13 protein-coding genes are annotated in these 19,455 nt (G+C 47.8%); 6 read left to right on the top strand and 7 right to left on the bottom strand.

The features are described 5' to 3' along the window. The coding region (locus GX419_03905) for a sugar MFS transporter (protein NLI23835.1) at positions 1-254 on the bottom strand (254 nt) is incomplete at its 3' end. A 146-nt stretch (positions 255-400) separates the two neighbouring features. Here GX419_03905 and GX419_03900 point away from each other — a divergent pair. The 3 genes from GX419_03900 to GX419_03890 are packed head-to-tail and all read left to right on the top strand — an operon-like array spanning position 401 to position 7,521. After that, positions 401-3,517 carry a DUF4981 domain-containing protein gene (locus GX419_03900; protein ID NLI23834.1) on the top strand — a complete coding sequence of 1,039 codons (3,117 nt, stop codon included), beginning with the start codon at positions 401-403 and terminating at the stop codon, positions 3,515-3,517. 23 nt (positions 3,518-3,540) lie between these two features. Next, on the top strand, positions 3,541-4,872 hold the full coding sequence (locus GX419_03895; GenBank protein ID NLI23833.1) for a Gfo/Idh/MocA family oxidoreductase: 1,332 nt from the start codon (positions 3,541-3,543) through the stop codon (positions 4,870-4,872). A gap of 24 nt (positions 4,873-4,896) precedes the next feature. Then, entirely contained in the window at positions 4,897-7,521 is a 2,625-nt protein-coding gene (locus tag GX419_03890; GenBank protein ID NLI23832.1) for a glucan 1,4-alpha-glucosidase, read from the top strand. Between the two features lie 249 nt (positions 7,522-7,770). Here the strand turns inward: GX419_03890 and GX419_03885 are convergent, their stop codons facing one another. From GX419_03885 to GX419_03860, 6 genes are all read right to left on the bottom strand, one after another. Beyond that, complete coding sequence (locus tag GX419_03885) at positions 7,771-9,756, bottom strand: DUF4954 family protein (protein NLI23831.1); 1,986 nt, start codon at positions 9,754-9,756, stop codon at positions 7,771-7,773. After that, positions 9,756-10,562, bottom strand: coding sequence for a glucosamine-6-phosphate deaminase (locus GX419_03880; GenBank protein NLI23830.1), 807 nt, complete (start codon positions 10,560-10,562; stop codon positions 9,756-9,758). The genes GX419_03885 and GX419_03880 overlap by 1 nt, the downstream gene beginning before the upstream one ends. A gap of 27 nt (positions 10,563-10,589) precedes the next feature. Further along, positions 10,590-12,737, bottom strand: a complete 2,148-nt coding sequence (locus GX419_03875) for a CoA-binding protein (GenBank protein NLI23829.1) — start codon at positions 12,735-12,737, stop codon at positions 10,590-10,592. 80 nt (positions 12,738-12,817) lie between these two features. Beyond that, positions 12,818-13,063, bottom strand: a complete 246-nt coding sequence (locus GX419_03870; protein NLI23828.1) for an acyl carrier protein — start codon at positions 13,061-13,063, stop codon at positions 12,818-12,820. A 399-nt stretch (positions 13,064-13,462) separates the two neighbouring features. Then, positions 13,463-14,164, bottom strand: a complete 702-nt coding sequence (gene mtgA, locus GX419_03865; GenBank protein ID NLI23827.1) for a monofunctional biosynthetic peptidoglycan transglycosylase — start codon at positions 14,162-14,164, stop codon at positions 13,463-13,465. 20 nt (positions 14,165-14,184) lie between these two features. Further along, the gene (locus GX419_03860; GenBank protein NLI23826.1) at positions 14,185-15,801 is read right to left on the bottom strand and encodes a M20/M25/M40 family metallo-hydrolase; all 1,617 of its coding nucleotides are present in this window, start codon (positions 15,799-15,801) and stop codon (positions 14,185-14,187) included. Positions 15,802-15,999: 198 nt separating this feature from the next. Here GX419_03860 and GX419_03855 point away from each other — a divergent pair, with 198 nt between their 5' ends. The 3 genes from GX419_03855 (at position 16,000) to GX419_03845 (ending at position 19,452) form a co-directional block, all read left to right on the top strand. Next, on the top strand, positions 16,000-18,327 hold the full coding sequence (locus GX419_03855; GenBank protein NLI23825.1) for a glucosamine-6-phosphate isomerase: 2,328 nt from the start codon (positions 16,000-16,002) through the stop codon (positions 18,325-18,327). Between the two features lie 68 nt (positions 18,328-18,395). Continuing rightward, positions 18,396-18,707 carry a hypothetical protein gene (locus tag GX419_03850; protein ID NLI23824.1) on the top strand — a complete coding sequence of 104 codons (312 nt, stop codon included), beginning with the start codon at positions 18,396-18,398 and terminating at the stop codon, positions 18,705-18,707. Between the two features lie 31 nt (positions 18,708-18,738). Further along, the gene (locus GX419_03845; protein ID NLI23823.1) at positions 18,739-19,452 is read left to right on the top strand and encodes a tetratricopeptide repeat protein; all 714 of its coding nucleotides are present in this window, start codon (positions 18,739-18,741) and stop codon (positions 19,450-19,452) included. Positions 19,453-19,455 lie beyond the last annotated feature (3 nt).

The raw sequence follows: 19,455 nt of genomic DNA, 5'->3' as shown, positions 1-19,455 counted from the left end.
CCTACCGTCATTCCGTTTCTGAAACCCGTGAACTTCAGAACCTGCGATGAAGGCAGTGCCATGACAAAATAGGAAATATAAAAGGCAAACGTAACGAAATATGCCTCAAAATCATTCAGTTCACAAGCTGTACGAAGAAAAGGAATCAGAATTCCGTTGAGCCATGTGACAAATCCGAAAATAAAAAACAAAATCCCTATAACGGTAATCGGAAGAATATAATCCGAACGTTTCGTAATACCAGAGTTTTGCATAGTATTTATACATTTTAGTGTAAAAAACTTCACTCCCTAAAAAAACATTCAATAATAGCAAAAACCTTTTATTGTTTTTTAAACAATGCCACAAAGCCCGAAAAATTTTTAAGTTTGTTCTTCTCTATACATTAAAAATTTAGCATATGAAGAATGGTATTATTTCAGTGGTATTGATCTGGTTTTCTGCATCTTTTGCTATATGCCAGAAGCAGACTACTCCTGATTGGGAAAATCCCGCTGTGGTCAGCATAAATGTTGAAAAACCGCATGCTTCGTTCTTTCCCTATGAAAGCACTGACCAGGCCCTGCTGAACAAAAGGGAATCCTCGGGCAATTTTGTATCGCTCAATGGCATATGGAAATTCAAATGGGTGGAACGTCCCTCTGATGCACCGGCAGATTTTTTCAAGCCTGGTTTTAATGATGCATCATGGGATGATTTTCAGGTTCCCGCCAACTGGGAACTCCATGGCTACGGATATCCCATCTATGTCAATATTCCCTATGAATGGACAAAGAATCCTGATCCGCCGAAGGTTCCCCACGATTACAACCCCGTGGGTTCTTACCGCCGGACTTTTATATTGCCTGACAGCTGGAAAGACAAACAGGTGTTCATTTACCTGGGGGATGTAAAATCGGCCTTTTATATATGGGTTAATGGCGAAAAAGTGGGATACCATGAAGGCAGCAAACTTCCGGCTGAATTCAATATTACAAAGTACCTGAAACCCGGCAGGAATCTGGTGGCCCTTCAGGTGTACCGGTGGTCCGATGGTTCCTATCTCGAATGTCAGGATTTCTGGAGAATCAGCGGCATTGAACGCGATGTGTACCTCTATGCCGTTCCTGCTGTTCATATATCAGATTTTTTCTGTTATACTCCTTTAATTAATGACTATACCGACGGACTTTTTCAGCTCGATATTAGAGTAAGGAACCTTTCAGATAAGCCAGCAGGTCCGTATGTTCTGAAAGCGCAACTTTACGATCCGGCCGATCTGAAAAAACCCGTTCTGACACTGGAAAAACAGGTAGCCCCTGCTGCCGGGGCAGAAGACAGTATCCGGCTTGAGCAGACTATACTGCGGCCCAAACCATGGACTGCCGAAACCCCCAACTTATATACTCTTTTGCTCACCCTTACCGATGCAAAAGGGAATATCAGCATGGCTACTTCGGTTCGTATTGGCTTCAGAACAAGCGAAGTAAAGGGAGGCCAGCTTCTTGTTAACGGCAAACCTGTTTATCTGAAAGGTGTAAACCGGCACGAACATGATGAGCTCAACGGGCATGTTATTTCGGAGGAATTAATGATCCGTGATATTCAGCTCATGAAGCAAAACAATATTAATGCGGTTCGTACCTGCCATTATCCCAATGCCGAACGCTGGTACGAACTCTGTGATCAATACGGAATTTACCTCGTGGATGAGGCCAATATCGAATCGCATGGTATGGGCTATGAACCGGGCAGAACCCTTGCCAACCGCAAAGATTTTCTGCCGGCACATATGGACCGTACCATCCGCATGGTTGAACGCGACAAGAATCATCCGTCGGTAATCATCTGGTCGTTGGGAAATGAGGCAGGTTTTGGTGAGAATTTCAAGGCAACTTACTCATGGATAAAACAGCGCGATAATTCCCGCCCTGTTCAGTATGAACGTGCTGAACTGGAGCCTTACACCGATATTTACTGCCCCATGTACGCCCGGATTCATGATTTGCTGCAGTATGCAAACAAGCCTCAGAAGCGTCCTCTGATTCAGTGCGAATATGCCCATTCGATGGGAAACAGTACCGGCAATTTTCAGGATTATTGGGATGTGATTGAGAGCAACCCCCAGTTGCAGGGTGGTTTTATCTGGGACTGGGTTGACCAGGGTTTTGTGAAAACCACGGCTGACGGAAGGAAGTTCTGGGCCTTTGGGGGCGATTACGGACCCAGGGATGTTCCAAGCGATCAGAATTTCTGTGCCAACGGAATAGTTGCTCCCGACCGTTCGCCGCATCCTGCCCTTGCCGAAGTCAAAAAGGTGTACCAGAATATCGGTTTTTCCGTCCTGCCAGTTACCGGCGAAGTGGAACTGAGAAATAAATTTATCTTCCGCGACCTGAGCGGCCTGGATGCTGCCTGGGAAATCGTTTCCGACGGCAAGCCTGTTGCATCGGGCACCCTTCCTTTGCCGGCGGTCAAACCGGGCGAAGTCTTCCGCTTCAAGCCCGAAGCAGATAATTTTGCACGGATTGCCGGGAAGGAGTATTTTCTGAACGTTTATGTTAAAACACAAAAAGAAGAAAACCTGATTCCGGCTGGTCATATCATTGCTTCTCAGCAGTTTGCCCTTTCGGATGTGCCGGTTTACTATACTAATGAAGGCAAACCGGGAACTGTGGTTACACAGGATCAGGATTTTATAACACTTTCAGCAGGCAACGTCAAGGCCAGAATTGGTAAAAATGACGGATTGCTCCAGGCATTTGAGGTGAATGGCAGGAACATGCTGGTGAGTGCCCTTGAACCTGAGTTCTGGAGAGCTCCAACCGACAATGATTTTGGAAATGCTATGCATTACCGTCTGAAGGTTTGGCGCTATGCCGGTGCTCACAGGGAACTGAAGAATCTCACCGTGAACGAAAAGGATGGTGTTCCTCAGGTAGCAGCCGACCTGTACCTCCCGGATGTTTCCTCTCAGATGAAAATTTTGTACCAGATGAAGGCCGACGGAAGCCTTGCCGTGGATGTTGCTTTTGTTCCCGGAAGCAGCAAGCTTCCCGAGATACCGCGTTTGGGCATGCACCTGTGTTTGCCGGAGGAGTTCAGTACCATAACCTGGTATGGAAGAGGTCCACAGGAGAACTATATCGACCGTTTAACATCTGCATTTGTGGGTTTATACACTGATAAGGTCGAAAACCAGCTCACCAAATACGTAAGTCCGCAGGAATGCGGCCATCGCTGCGATACCCGCTGGATGACCCTGACCAATGGCGCCGGGGAAGGAATACAGTTCTTCGGAAAACCATTGTTCGGCTTCTCCGCACTAAATTACACCAATGAAGACCTGACGCAGGAAAAACGTGGTTCCATGCATCCCACTGATCTGACAAAACGGAATTTTGTGTTTGTTAATATTGATTACAAACAGATGGGAGTTGGAGGCGACGATTCCTGGGGTGCTCCCGTACACGCTAAATACTGCATCCTGCCTCAGCCTGCCGAATGGGGCTTTGTAATTAAACCTTTGGTAAAATAGTCACCAGTTAATAACCAGAAACTATGACAAACCGGAGAGATTTCCTTAAACTGACAGCACTTACCGGGCTGTCGTTTTACCTGAGTCCTGCCTTTGCTATGGCTCAGGAAGTTAAGAAACCAGCCGTCCGCATTGGCCTTATTGGGGCCGGTTTGCGAGGTTGCTCCCATCTCGAGCTTCTTCTGGCACGCAATGATGTGGTTGTTCCGGCTATCTGCGACATCGATCCCGAACGGATTGAAGTGGCAAAAAGTATATTCCGTAAGGCAGGAAAAAAAGAACCGGAAGTTTATACCGGCAGTGAATGGGCCTGGGAAAAACTTCTGCAACGAACAGATATTGATGGGGTGGTTATCGCCACTCCCTGGCTCTGGCATACCAAAATGACCGTGGGTGCCATGAAAGCAGGCAAATATGCCGGAGTAGAGGTGTCGGCAGCTACTACCCTCGACGAATGCTGGGATCTGGTCAATGCACACGAAGAAACCGGCGTACCCATGATGATTCTTGAAAATGTGTGTTACCGCCGCGATATTATGGCCGTTTTGAACATGGTTCGGCAGAATGTATTCGGCGAAATCCTGTATGCCCATTGCGGTTATCAGCACGATCTGCGCGAAGTGAAATTTGAACCCGGCGTGGAATTTGGCGATAAGGGAGTTCATGAAGCACGCTGGCGTACACAACATTCTGTCTATCAGAACGGGGATATTTATCCAACCCATGGTCTCGGACCGGTAGCCGTTATGATGAACATTAACCGGGGCAACAGGTTCCTTTCGCTTACCGCTTCGGCAACCAAAACGCGCGGACTGCATAAGTACATTGTTGACAAGGCCGGCCCCGACCACCCGAATGCCAAAGTCCGATTCCGGCTTGGAGATATTGTAACCTCAACCATTACAACCGTAAATGGTGAAAATATTGTGGTAATTCACGATACCAACAATCCGAGGCCGTATTCGCTTGGTTTCCGTATCCAGGGTACGCAGGGATTGTGGATGGATGACGGCGACCAGGTATATGTGGAAGGAATCAGTTCCCCGGATCAGTGGGATAAGGCAGAAACCTGGTTAAATAAATATGATCACCCGCTTTGGAAAAAGTATGAACATCTGGCAGAAGGAGCCGGACACGGAGGAATGGACTTTTATGTTATCAATGCTTTCGTTGAAATTATCCGCCGTCAGGCTCCGGCTCCTCTGGATGCCTATGATGCTGCTGCGTGGAGCGCGGTAACACCCCTTTCAGAAGCTTCCATAGCTGCCGGCGGGGCTCCCCAGGAGTTTCCCGACTTTACCAACGGACAGTGGATGGTTCGCAAACCTATCTTTGCTCTGGATGATACGTATTAAAAACGTTTAAATTTCTGAACCGTAATGAAAAAAGCAAGATTATTTACGTTGTTGGCTGCAGGCTTGTTTTTTGCAAGCTCATGCCATCGCGGGCCGGCGTATCTCAATCCCCGGCTTCCGGTTGAGAAGAGGGCCATGGATTTAGTTTCCCGGATGACCCTTGATGAAAAAATCTCCCAGATGATGAATTCGGCTCCTGCCATTCCCCGATTGGGAATTCCCGAATACGACTGGTGGAGCGAGGGCTTGCACGGTGTAGCCCGGGCGGGTGTGGCTACGGTCTTTCCGCAGGCTATCGGCCTCGCCGCCATGTGGGATACCAGTACCATGTTTACCGTAGCATCGGTAATCGGCGATGAATTCCGGGCCAAGTACAATGATTTCGTCAAACGAAATGAAAGAGGAATTTTCAAGGGGCTTACGGTATGGTCTCCCAACATCAATATATTCCGCGATCCAAGATGGGGCCGTGGACAGGAAACTTATGGAGAGGATCCCTACCTGACCGGATGTACGGGCGTTGCCTTTGTAAAAGGATTGCAGGGAAACGACCCGGTGTACCTTAAAACGGTTTCCACTCCAAAACATTTTGCCGTTCACAGCGGTCCCGAACCCTTCCGCCATCAGTTCGATGCCCGCATCAGCCAGCGCGATTTCCTCGAAACCTACACCCCTGCCTTTGAAGCCTGTGTGCGCGAAGGAGGAGCCTGGAGCGTTATGGGGGCATACAACCGCTATATGGGGGAAGCCTGCTGTGCCAGTAATGTCCTCCTGAAAGAGACCCTCCGCGGAAAATGGGGATTCAAAGGCTATGTGGTATCTGACTGCGGGGCTATTGACGATATTTATATGTTCCATAAAATTGTTTCCACGCCCGAAGAGGCTGCCGCAATGGCTGTTAAGGCCGGTTGCGACCTGAACTGCGGCAATACCTACCAGTACCTGAAACAGGCCGTGGAAAAAGGACTCATTACCGAAGCAGAAATTGATACCGCGGTTAAACGGCTGTTCATTGCCCGTATTAAACTGGGTATGTTTGATCCGGAAGAAAAAGTCCCCTTCAATAAAATTCCCATTGAGGTGAATGACTCGAAAGAGCACAGGGCATTGGCCCTTGAATCTGCCCGCAAAAGCATTGTGCTTCTCCGCAACCAGGGCAATCTGCTTCCGCTGAAAAAGGAAAATCTGAAAACTATTGCCGTGATCGGGCCAAATGCCAACAGCGTGGACGCTCTGTACGGAAATTATAACGGGGTTTCCTCTCATCCGGTAACACCTCTTGAAGGTATCAAAAATAAGGTGGGAAATTCGGCTAAAGTTCTGTATGCTCAGGGATGCAGTTATACTGATGCTACGCCTTCCCTTTCTCCCGTTCCTGCAGAATGGCTCAGTTATGACGGGAAGCCCGGCCTCAGGGCCGAATATTTTGCCAATACGGATTTAAAGGATCAGCCTGTTGTTACCCGTACTGATGCACAAATTGATTTTGCCTGGGACGGAACAAAACCGGCTGAAAATCTTGAGAATCAGAACTTTTCGGTACGGTGGACAGGCCGTCTTACTGTTCCCGAAACGGGCAAGTACTGGTTGGCCATTACTGCCGATGATGGCCTGCGGCTTTTTGTGGACGGTAAAAAAGTTCTGGAAAGCTGGATTCGTCAGGCCCCCACAACCTACAAGACAGTTCTTTCCCTTGAAAAAGGAAAACCGTATGATCTTGTAGTTGAATATTACCAGGGTGCGGGAGGGGCAATGATCCGTTTCGATTACGGCCGAGCAGAGCAGGATCCGGTGAAAGAAGCTGTTCGGCTCGCTTCACAGGCCGATGTAATTCTGTTTTTTGGCGGATTGTCTCCCTCGCTTGAGGGTGAGGAAATGCCCGTAAAAGTGCCTGGTTTCAGCGGTGGTGATCGTACCGACATAGCCTTGCCTGCTATCCAGGAAAATCTTCTGAAGCAGCTTTACAAGACCGGCAAGCCGATGGTATTTGTTAACATGAGCGGATCGGCCGTGGCGTTTAACTGGGCCGCCGAAAATATTCCTGCTATCCTGCAGGCATGGTATCCGGGCGAGGAAGGAGGAAATGCCATTGCCGACGTATTGTTCGGCGACTATAACCCGGCAGGGCGACTTCCTGTGACTTTCTACCGCTCGGTAAACGACCTTCCTCCCTTTGAGGATTACAACATGACGGGACGCACGTACAAATACTTTACCGGGAAACCCCTCTATCCGTTTGGTTACGGATTGAGCTATACTTCGTTCCGGTATGGCGACCTGAAGGTTCAGCCGGAGGTAAAAACCGGCGAACCCCTGAAGGTCAGTTTAACCGTTGAAAATACCGGAACATCCGACGGAGAGGAAGTGGTGCAATTGTATGTGAAGCATCCCGATGCAAAGGTGCCGGTGCCTCTTTCCTCACTGCAGGGCTTTCGCAGGATATTCCTGAAAGCAGGAGAGAAAAAGGAAGTGGATTTTACCCTGATTCCGCGTCAGCTGGCAGTGATTGACAACGACGATTTACGGAAAGAACTCCCGGGTGTCGTTCAGATTATCGTTGGTGGCTATGCTCCCGTAGCCGGTGAAATTCCCGCAGGATTTGTCCGGGCTGATGTCAGCATTGCAGGAGAACCGTTTGTAATAGAGTAAAGCGGCATTAAAAAAGGTGCTTCCCGGACCGCTTGCCGGGAAGCACCTTTTTTATGCCTTAATTTAGCCCACGCTGCGCATGAAAAGTTGCGTAATGTGCCCCAGAAGCCGTTTCAGCACGATTGAGCCGGATGCCGGCGCAAAAGGCTAACACACTGCGCATTAGTTCATCTGCAATCCTGAAACCCAACCCCGGTATAAGACATTATGAACCCTTGCTAAGGAGCAACCGCCTGAATGATGGTTTTTCTATGCCAGGGTATGGATCAGTTCAATCATCTGCTTGAACTTTTCAGTTATTTTTTCATTTTCCTCCAGAATACCCTTCACAAACTTATTGTTTTCGAAAGTTCCTCTAACATTGGTGAAATCCATTTCCTGCACCTGCGCGTTACCGTCTATGCCGTATCCTATGCGGCTGTTGGCGTCAAATTCCTTTTTTGCATCGGCCAGGATCATTTGATTGAGCTGCAATTTGCTGTCTTTCCATTGGGTAAGAATTCTTTCCAGCTTTTCCCTTTCAGGGTTTCGCACGTTCAATCCTTCATTTTTTTCAAGCTGTACAGCTGTCCAGCTCCAGGAAAGTTCGTCGTATTCCGCATAGAGCTGATGCAACCGTTTTTCCAGTTGTTTCAGTTCGGTTATTTTTCCTTTCTGTATATCGTCCCTGAGCCGTTCGGTTTCATTTGCCGGGGCAATCAGGCCGCAGAGGTCGTGCCATACATCCGAAACTTTTCCGGTTTTGGGGACGAGCAGGGCAAACGGGGTCTCAGATGTTTCTTTTTCCTTTATTTTATCCAGTCTTTTTACCAGCTGATCACCAAAAAAGATTTGCAATGCTGTAGTATAATATTTACGGGTAGCCGAGAGCATCAGCCGGTTAATACGTAAACCCTTGTACTGCACATGCTCCTGCTTACGGGAAGCTTTTTCGGCCAGGCTCTGCATCAGGTCGAGGGCTTGCTGGCATCGGCCGGCGATGTACGGATTGAACAGGTCAAAGTGGATCAGATCGAGCTTGTCAGTATCTTTTCTCCGGTCGCGAACCGGCCATTTTTCGGCATCCCGTTTTGTTCCTACCGTGAAAAGATTCATTCCCGGATATAAAACACTTTTCCCTTCTTCTTCACGTATGTAGCTGAAGGGGAACTCCGAAGCATCAAAATTGGAAAAGTGCTTTCCTATAATAACCGAATACGGTCCGATGCGGGAAGGAAGCAGCACATAGGCAAAGGATCCGGTTTTGGAACCCCGGTCGAAAATGCCCTGATGCACCGGTCCGAGCTTGTACATGTGGTTGCTGTGGTTGGTTCCGCTGCCGGCATTGAAGAAGGAATAAAGGGAAGCAATCAGCAGGGTTGATTTATGGTGGGTAACGGTATAAGGCCCTGCAAAAATGCTGCAGGCTTCGCTGTGAAACCCTTCGCAGTTGGCAAAGAAAAGGGAGTTTTCGGCCGAAAACTGCTTTCCTATCTGAACTCCCTGTCCGACAAAACAGTTCAGTAGCAAGGCGCCTCCGTCAACTGACGAGCCGCTCTGGATAATAAAGTGACGGGCCGATACACCGGGGCCTGCAAATACCGGAGCTTCTCTTTTGCTCACTATAGTCCCGTCTTCCAGAAGAGTGACTCCCTGCAGGGTCGCCATTTCACCCACTCTGACGTTTTTGATCTGCTCACAACCAATAATTCTGCTTTCATCGCCTATGTACCCAAGGGAAGATTTTTTCCCTTCACAATAAGCCTCTACGATTTTTTTCAACCGGTCGGTAAAGGAAAGGTCTTCGCGGTACAGTGCCATCATATAGGCTATCTGGGCCGAAAGACGGTCAAACAGAATAACTTCCCTGCCCCCGGATTCGTTCAGCACCTCGGCATGGACTCCGTTGCCGAAAGAAGTCTCTCCGGTGGTTTCCATGGAACCAACATGGCAGATCATGACTTGTTTACCGGTCTCATAACCCGAAAGGAATCCTACGTCATCAATCCGGTTATTTTCGCCAATGACGCAATCGCACACTGCTGCCCGGTTGATTCCGCAAGGCAGTGGTTTGCCCGTGTCCGATGTCAGGAATCCGTCCTGCCGGGCAATTGACACTTTTCCTGAAAAGGTTGTTTGGTGAAAACGTTCCGGAAGGAAAGGATCGGCTACCAGGACGGAGTTCCACGACTCCGCCCGGCAGCCCTGTCTTTCCAGTTTTTCAATTTCAACGGTGGTAAGATTTCTAACTTCCATCAGAGTTTGGGTAGATTGTTAAGTGAATGGTTTTCAATGTCTCTGAAATACTTCACTGTACCGACTTTCAGTTCCATGGTAGATTCTTCGTCGCAGCAGATTATTCCATGCTGGTGAAGCTGAAGCATCGAAACAGTCCACATATGGTTCACTCCTTCCTCCACGGCATGCTGAAGGGCGCGGGCCTTACTGTATCCGCTGATGATGATCAGCACTTCGCGGGCGTCCATAACCGTACCCACGCCAACGGTAAGGGCCGTTTTGGGTACCTTTGAAATATCATTGTCAAAGAAGCGGGAGTTAGCTACCAGCGTATCATAAGTGAGGGTTTTGATGCGGGTGCGGGAAGTGAGCGATGAACCGGGCTCGTTGAACGCAATATGTCCGTCGGGGCCAATTCCGCCAAGGAAAAGATCGATACCGCCGTATTGTTTCATTCGTTCTTCGTACGAACGGCATTCGGCCTCCAGATCGGGTGCGTTTCCGTTGAGAATATTGATGTTCTCACGCGGAATGTCAATATGGTCAAACAGATGGTGGTGCATGAAATAATGATAACTCTGCGGGTGGTCTTCCGGCAGGCCCACATATTCATCCATATTGAAGGTAATGACGTTTTTGAACGATACCTTTTTCTGTTTGTAAAGCTCCACCATAGCCTGGTAGGTACCAATAGGCGAAGAGCCTGTTGGCAGGCCCAACACAAAGGGTTTCTGAGGGGTAGCCTGGGCATTGATCTTGGCGCATACATAGTGCGCAACCCAATTGCTCAGTTTTTTGTAATCGTCAAAAATCAAGATTCTCATAGCAGTTTGGATTTAGTTAGTTAGTATTCAGGAATTATTGGAAAGAAGAATTTTCACATCGGCGGCCATGCATCCTTTGCCTTCATCCAGCACAATGAGGGGATTGATATCGAGTTCGGCGATGCGGGGGTGGGCAAAGGCAAGGTGGGAAAGGCTGACAAGTGTTTTAACCAGGGAAGGAATATCGCGTTTTGTTCTGCCTCTGGCTCCGGTAAGAAGGGGATAGGCTTTCAGTTCTTTCAGCATTGCTTCTGCTTCTTCTTCCCCGAACGGTGCGATTCTGAAGCTCACATCACGGTATATTTCAGCAAAGATTCCTCCCATTCCGCACATGACAACCGGCCCAAAGGATGGATCGCGCTTAATCCCCAGGATAATTTCTTCTCCTCCTGGGATTTGTTTTTCAACCAGTATCCCGTTGATTAAAGCCTCGGGCATGGTACGGGAAACGTTTTCGGTAATGCGTTTAAAGGCATTCAGGACATCTTCTGCAGAGTTAAGGTTCAGGAATACGCCTCCCACATCGGTTTTATGCAAAATCTGTTCTGAGGCAACTTTCAGAACAACGGGATAACCGCATTCTGATGCCCATTTTGCCGCTTCTTCGGGTGTGTGGGCAAGAAACGATTCGGCTACGGGAATTTTCCAGGACCTGAGCAGGGGCGCTCCGTCGGTTTCGGTAAGTACTTTTTTCCCTTTTGCAGCAGCATCTTTAAGTATGGTTTCTGCTTCCGGGTGAGCATTCACGGGAGGAATGGCTTTTTTGTTCTGGAGCATCTGACGCAGCTTTTTAAACTGCAGAACCCTGGCAAGGGAACGAGCCATGGATTCCGGCAACTGATAATGGGGAATGCGGTTGCGTTGCAGTACCACAATGCCCTCCTTAACGTCGGCTTCACCCATAAACGAAGTATAGACGGGTTTGTTGTAATGGCTCGATACTTTGGCAACCTCGCGGGCAATGAGGTCAATATCGGTCATTGACTGAGGGGTGAGAATGGTGAAAACCGCGTCCACATTGGGATCTTTAAAAGCGGCCGTAAGGGCGACGTTGTAGCGGTCGGCCCGTGCATCACCAATTACATCCACCGGGTTTTTGATGTTGGCCGTCGCCGGAAGATTTTTTTTCAGGAACTGGGTTGTATCTTCTTCAAAACGTGCCATGGTAAGTCCGTTCTGAATACAGGCGTCGGTAGCAAGCACTCCCGGGCCGCCGGCATTGGTAATCACAGCTACCCTGTTTCCTTCGGGCAGAGGCTGGTAAACATAGGCTGTGGCAATATTGAACATTTCTTCAATCGTTTCACAGCGAATGATGCCTGCCTGTGTAAAGGCCGCATCGCAGATGGCATCGCTACCGGCCAGAGAACCGGTATGCGAAGCAGCGGCAGCAGCACCTTCCGAGGTGCGGCCCGCCTTCAGAATGAGCAGGGGCTTGTTTCCTTTTACGATCACCTCGCGGGCAGCCTCCATGAGGGCCGGTCCGTCGGTGATTTCTTCAAGGTACATCAGAATGATCCTGGTTTTTGGATCGTCTTTCAGGTAATACAGTAAATCAATTTCCGAAATGTCCGCTTTGTTACCGAAACTGATGAACTTGGCAAATCCAATATTCCGTGCCTGCGCATAGTCGAGCACAGCCGTGCACAAAGCGCCGCTCTGCGAAAGAAAACTGATGCTTCCTTCTTCCGGCATTTTCCGGGCAAATGACGCATTCAGCAGGGAACGGCTGTCGGTATTAATCACTCCGAGACAATTAGGCCCGATGAAGGATATTCCGTATTTTTCAGCAATGCGCTTCAGCTCTTCTTCTCTTTCTTTACCTGCCTGTCCTACTTCCCTGAATCCTGCAGAGATAACAATGGCGGCGGGAATCCCTTTCTGTCCGCACTGTTCCAATGCAAGATGGCAGACCTGGCTCGGAAATACAAGGATAGCCAGATCGACCGGATCAGGAATGTCGATTACATACTTATATGCTTTTACTCCGGCAATGAACCGTTCACGGGGGCTGACAGGATATACTACCCCGTTGAAATTCGCTTTGAGAATGTTGTCAAGAATATCGTGCGGCACTGTACCTCGCACGTTGTTGGCTCCGACAATGGCCACGGATTCCGGATAGAAAATTTTATCCAGATTCCTGCGGTGAACCTCGAAACGGGGTGTAATCATAAAATGGAATGATTTTCAGGTTGAACATTAAACTGGAAAGAAATTTTTTTGCTCGGACCGGGGAAATTATCTTCCCGCTTTCATTTTTTCAGGTAAGCTTCAATGAAATCGGCTGCAGCATTTACTGTCTGCACTGATAGTGCTTTGTCCTGATCCATGGTAATGCCGAATTCTTCTTCAAAGGCAGCTACCAGTTGAATGCTCTGCATGCTGTCGGCGCCCAGATCAAACACAAAATTGGCATCGTCGGCAATTTCTTCAGGGTCCATTTTGAGAACCCTGGCCACTACTTCTTTAACTTTTGTAAGGAGTTCCTGCTTTTCCATAGGGGTAAATTTAAAAGTTTGTACTTTGTCATTTGTACTTCAGATGCTGTAACAATCATCTTACTGTCACTATCGACAAGCCTCATTTTCCCACCGGTTTATGGATCTTTTTCCATTCAAAATGGTCAGGAAACTCCGTTCAGATCCGTACCTGCATACAATTCCTGCAAAGAACTTCCGGCTCTTTTCTTTGGGTCCTCGTGCAACAGCCAGTTTACGGGAGGTGTGTATCCTTTAATTCCCTTCCAGTCTGCCTTCGGGTGTGAAATATGGCAGAAATTTACACGTTTTTTTTAAAAAGCAAACAAGAATTGATTTTCAGTTTCTGATTATCATTTCCTGCGAAATGGTTTCCTGCATTTATGAGGTGATTTTATTCAGGAAATCGGAAATTGAAAATTACCTCCATTTTATTGGTCCGATTTTTTCCATAACATCAAGGATCTGAGCCTGCCGGCGGAGCATGTAGGCACTTGGATTTCCCGGATTTCTTTTTCGGGGAGCGGGTAGGGCAGCGGCAATCAGTGCCGATTCCGCGGGGGTAAGACGTGAAGCCGGCTTATGAAAGTATCTGCGGGCAGCTGCTTCTGCTCCATAAATACCTGGTCCGGTTTCAATTACATTCAGATACACTTCCATTATCCTTTTTTTACTCCAGAAAACTTCCATAAGAAAAGTGAAGTAGAACTCAAAAGCTTTTCTCACGTATGACCGCCGGGGCCACAGAAACACATTTTTTGCGGTTTGCTGTGTGATGGTGCTTGCGCCGTGCAGACGACTGCTTTTCTGGTTGTGCTCCAGTGCATTTTTCATTGCGTCCAGGTCGAAACCAAAATGTCGGGGAAAATTATTATCCTCAGCGGCAATAACAGCCCGCACCAGATGCGGTGAAATTTCATCCAGCGACTTCCATTGCCGCTCAATCTTTACCGGTTTCCCCTGGGCAATCTGCTGGTAAGTTCTTTTGAACATCAGAAATGTAAAGGGAGGGTTGATGAACCGGTATGTAACAACCCCGCTGACCGACCATAAAAGGAAAATCAGTAGAGTCCACCGGACTGCCAGAAAGATTCTGCCTGCAGTTTTTTTCTGATTCCCCATGATGACAATGCAAATGTGTGTCAGCGGTTCAGGTTAATGGTAATTCCTCCCGTTACCGGATAAAAAGCCGGTGCCTTTTCTTTTTTGAACAAAGGTGTCAGGGCAACATCGGCAAATAATCCAAACTGGCCAGAACCGGCTCTTATCTGAGCTGATAATTCCCAGGGATTGACATACCATGGACCTCTGATTTCTTCCTTGTAACGGTATCCGTCCTTTTTGTAGGTATATCTGATTTTTCCGTCGATCCGAAGGCCACCCGTAACTCCGGCTGCGATATAGGCCGATTTTTTGCCTGACGGTATCTTATACTCCATAAAAACGGGGAGGATAATTTTCCAGGAGCTGTAGCGGTGAGAACGCAACGCATCCACTCCGATATGATCAGGGGTATAGGAAGAAAGACTGTCGCCTGAGGGATTGATCAGTTGTACGGGTTTCAGGGGAAGGGCAAGCGAGGTATAGCCAATTCCCGGTGCGGTAACCAGACCGACATTTTTTATGATCTTTACTCCAAATTCCCAGGGATATTCCCTCAGATAAAAAGACGGGAACAGTCTGTTCTTCATGAAATCATATCCTGCCGGAAAATCGGAGCCGTAGTGTTCGTTCATAACGGAAGTCAGGCCAAGGGAAAAACCCTTCAGATGTCCGGTAAACCTCCATGAGGGCAAAAGAGTTATTTCATTTGTGCGGAGGGATTCGTTGTTTTTTCTGTAGGTAAGTTGTCCGGGATAACGAACCAGTTCCTCGGCTATAGGTAATGCATACGAAGCAATGGTTACCATACCCTCATAGTTGATTTTATTCTCCGTATCGCCCGGGGTATGATAGTCTTTATGAAGGCCTGTTATGAACGAAAGAACGGGAATATCTTTAAGGTAAAATGATTGGCTGTCGGTAGGTCCTTTTCCTCCCGGGAATTTTACAATCTGAAGGCCTTCAGGAACATGGATTTGGGCTAACAGTTGTTCCATTTCGTCGGCTGTTCCGGAACCGGAGACAAAGAGTTTCTTTTCTTTTCCCAGCCGGCCTACCATGTCGAAGTTCATCATGACAAAGACTTTTCCCACTTCCCTTGGCAGGTGTGAGGCGAAATAGGACGAGCCCTGAAGACCTTCTTCTTCAGCGCCAAAGGCAACAAACACCACACTGCGCGGTAAGTTGCCTTTTTTGGAGGCCAGCGCATTGGCCATTTCAAGCATTAATGCCGTACCGGAAGCGTTGTCATCGGCACCGTAATGGATGCCTCCTCTCAGCCAGCGACGGCTGTATGGGAATCGGGCTTTGCCAATATGGTCGTAATGCGCTCCTATTACAACACACTCCTGCCGGAGAACCGGATCACTGCCCTCCAGAAAGGCTATTACATTTTGCGATACCTTCGGTCCGCTGAGACCTGTATACGCAAACGACTGAAATCCGCTGTCGGCCAGCAGTTTAAGGCCCAGCTTCTGAAAGTAGTTTCTGATGTAAACCGCCGCCTTTCGCTCATATTCTGTCCCTGACTTTCTTCCCTGAAGAGAATCAGAGGCAAGCACTCGAATATGCTGTTGCAGCATTTTTTCAGTAATCTGGCTGCCGGCATGCAGGGAAAGTGCTGCCAGAACTATGGCAGTAAATAATCGTACGCGCATTATTCAGGAGTATTTAGGGTTCAAAAATAGAAAATATAAGGCAGTTTCTTTTGACTGAAATGGTTCAGTTATGAGAACATGAGCGAAAAGTTATTTTTTCTTTCCTGAAATCGGGCAAACTGAGTTTTTGGAGGTTTGAGTAAACAATCATTCAATAAACTTGTTAATTTTGAAGTTTCTTAAAAAATTCAATCTTCTATGAGTCAGTTTCGGTTAACAAAAGTCGAACAAAGCTTTCAGAAAGAATCGGGAATTACCTCGTGGAGTACAAGGGTTCCTTACATCATTGTCGATAATTTTCCAAAACTGGGGTTGTTTACTTCCCTGCGTTTTCTGGAATGGGTTGCAGAGAATCCCGAAGGAGTCATCAGCCTGCCTACGGGAAAAACTCCTGAGCATTTTATCAAATGGACGGAACATTTTCTGGCCAACTGGGATAATAAGGAACTGATCAGTCTGAGAGAAAAATACGCATTAGACCTGAAAAAGAAACCCGATCTGAGGGGATTGCATTTTGTGCAGATCGACGAGTTTTATCCTATTTCACCGGTTCAGCACAATAGTTTCTGTAATTATGTGAATACCTTTTATATCGATAAATTTGGTCTGGACCGCAGTAAGGCCCTCCTCATCAACTGTGACGAAATTCCCCTGGCCGGAGGGAAAACCTATCAGCAGGTATTTCCTGACCTGGACGTGGATTTGTCATTGCGGTACCGTGATTGCCGGACACCACAGGAGAAACTTCAGCAGCAGAGTATTTTTTCAATTGACCAATGGTGCAGTGAATACGAACAGAAGATCCGTGACAAAGGGGGAATAGGTTTCTTTCTGGGAGGTATTGGACCTGATGGCCACATAGCTTTCAACTGCCGTGGTTCGGATCATCATTCCACCACCCGTTTGACGGCAACAAATTTTGAAACCCAGGCTGTAGCTGCCTCTGACCTTGGCGGAATAGAAATATCGCGCAAACGGCTGGTCATTACCATAGGGCTTGAAACCATTACCTGGAAACCGGATGCTGTTGCCATTATCATTGCCGCCGGAGAAGCCAAGGCTGGTATTGTGAAGCATTCGCTGGAAAGTCCGCCCGACAATCTTTATCCGGCTACTGTGCTCCAGAAACTGCCCAACAGCCGTTTTTACCTGACAGCCGGAGCGGCTTCCCGCCTTAACGACAGCGTAATGCGCTACTACCAGCAGAACGGCTGGAACCAGCAGAAATCAGAACTGGCCGTAATCAATCTGTGCAAAAAAATTCAGAAATATGGCCATCACCTGGTGCCTGATGACCTGAAAGCTGATCCATTCTGCCGCATGATCCCTGGATCACCCGCCGCTGCCGTTGAATCGGTCATGCAGTCAATTCAGGAAAAACTGAAGAAAGGACTTGTGGAAGAAACCAATCAGGTTTATCTTCATACGGGCCCTCATCACGACGACATCCCGCTGGCCATCCTTCCTCATATTGCCCACCAGGTGCGTTCGGCCACCAATACGTTTCATTTTGCTGTCCTTACCTCCGGGTTTACTGCTGTAACCAATCATTTTCTGCGCGACGCACTGATAACAACCCGTTCATTTCTTGATCAGGGAGAAATACAGATGACGGACTATGACGACTTTTTTGAAAAAGGCTATTTATTCAAGTGGGATAAAGACGTGTACCATTATCTCAACAAAGTAGCCGACAAGGACGAAAAGGGGCGCAAACGGGGCCTGAGTCACAGGATTGTACGGGCTATTTTAGATATCTATAAGGTGAAAAACAAAGAAGAACTGCGCGATCAGATCAATGAAATCATAGCAATTCTGAACCGGAGCTATGACGGGGAAAAGAATCCTCCCTCCATTCAGCGGCTTAAGGGAATGATCCGTGAGTTTGAAGAGGAACTGGTATGGGCACACTATGGCGTGCAGGTTAAAAACGTTCATCATCTGCGTCTTGGTTTTTATACCGGAGATATATTTACTCCCCAGCCCGAGAAAGAAAGGGATGTTAAGCCGGTTTACGAACTGCTGAAGAAAGTAAAACCGACTGTTATCAGCCTTGCTCTCGACCCGGAAGGAAGTGGCCCTGATACGCACTACAAAACCCTCCAGGCTCTGGCCGAGGCCGTAAGATGGTGGAGCAAAGAAGAAGATCTCTCTCATCTCCGCATCTGGGGATACCGGAACATATGGTACCGGTTCAATCCTGCAGAGGCGAATGTCATTGTTCCCGTTTCTCTTCTTAACATGGCAGCCCTCCAGAGTACGTTCAATACCTGTTATCTTAGCCAGGTGGATGCTTCCTTCCCCAGTTATGAATACGACGGACCGTTCAGCGACCTGTCGCAAAAAATATGGGTGGAACAGCTCAAGGATATTCAGCTTCTTCTGGGGAAAGATTTCTTCTACATGAACGAACATCCGAGAATGCGGAACGCACACGGGCTGATTTTCTACCGCGAGATGAATGTGGAAGAATTCCTTTCACAGGCAAGAGAGCTCGAGAAATCAATGGAAGGAATGGTTTCATAGATTTTTTGATTCCGGATTAAACTTTTGTGCCTCTGAGGCATCAAACTACCAGAAAAGAATACAACCACATGAAAAAGTTTCTGGCATTTCTCCTCCTGATGGCATTGAGCGGAATGGCTCTGGTAGCGCAGGAGAATACTGCTTCTCCGGCCGGAAAGCCTTCCATTCCGCTGCGGCCTAATAGTCGCGATTATGCTCCTGTGCGCAGAACCAACGATCACCAGCGCCTGGATCCGGTCAGGCGCCGGCAGATCATGCGCGAAGCACGGCTCAACTGGCAAAAGAAAGCCATGCTGAAACAGGGAAATAAATTGTATTACCGGCGCGAAATCATAATGAAACAACGGAGTACCATTATCCGTAACCGCCTCCGCCGTTAAAATTCTCATTATGATTGAAAAAAATCCGACTATGATCCGACTCTTTGTCATAATATTTTTCCTGGGACTGAATGCGGGTCTCAGTGCGCAGAAAAATGCCGCTGATTATCTTGCGAGCGGCCGGGATAAACATGCCAGAGGACAGATATCTGCCGCAATTGCTGATTACAATAAGGCAATCTCACTTGATAAGAACAATGCGGAAGGTTACTATTACCGGGGCAATGCTCAATTCGATCTGAAGAATTACAAGGCTGCCGTGGAAGATTTTACCCAGTGCCTGAAACTGGAACCTGCCCATAAGGATGCTCTTTATAACCGGGGGAATGCATGGTATGAACTTGGAAAATTTGAACAGGCACTGGAAGATTTTACACGGTTAATCAGGATCGATTCCCTTTATTTTGATGCCTATTTTGACCGGGGGAATACTTTTTTTAAGCTGAACCGTTTCCGTGAAGCAATTGAGGACTTTACGGCAGGACTTGCCATTGCCCCCGATGAGGACCATGCCTGGTACGATAGGGGCAATGCATGGTTCCAGACCGGGGAGTTCGAAAAAGCTATTGCCGATTATACAAGGGCCATTCAGCTGGATCCGCAGAATCCCGATTTTTATTTCAACCGGGCAGTGGCTGAACTGAATGCCGATATGGTGAATGAAGCATGTGCCGACCTGAAAAAAGCAGCAGAACTTGGAGACAAAGAAGCGAAAACGTATCAGAATGAGTTCTGTAAATTCTGAATT

Source organism: Bacteroidales bacterium (assembly GCA_012517825.1).
GTDB lineage: Bacteria > Bacteroidota > Bacteroidia > Bacteroidales > JAAYUG01 > JAAYUG01.
This window is presented reverse-complemented; position numbering and strand designations above follow the sequence as displayed.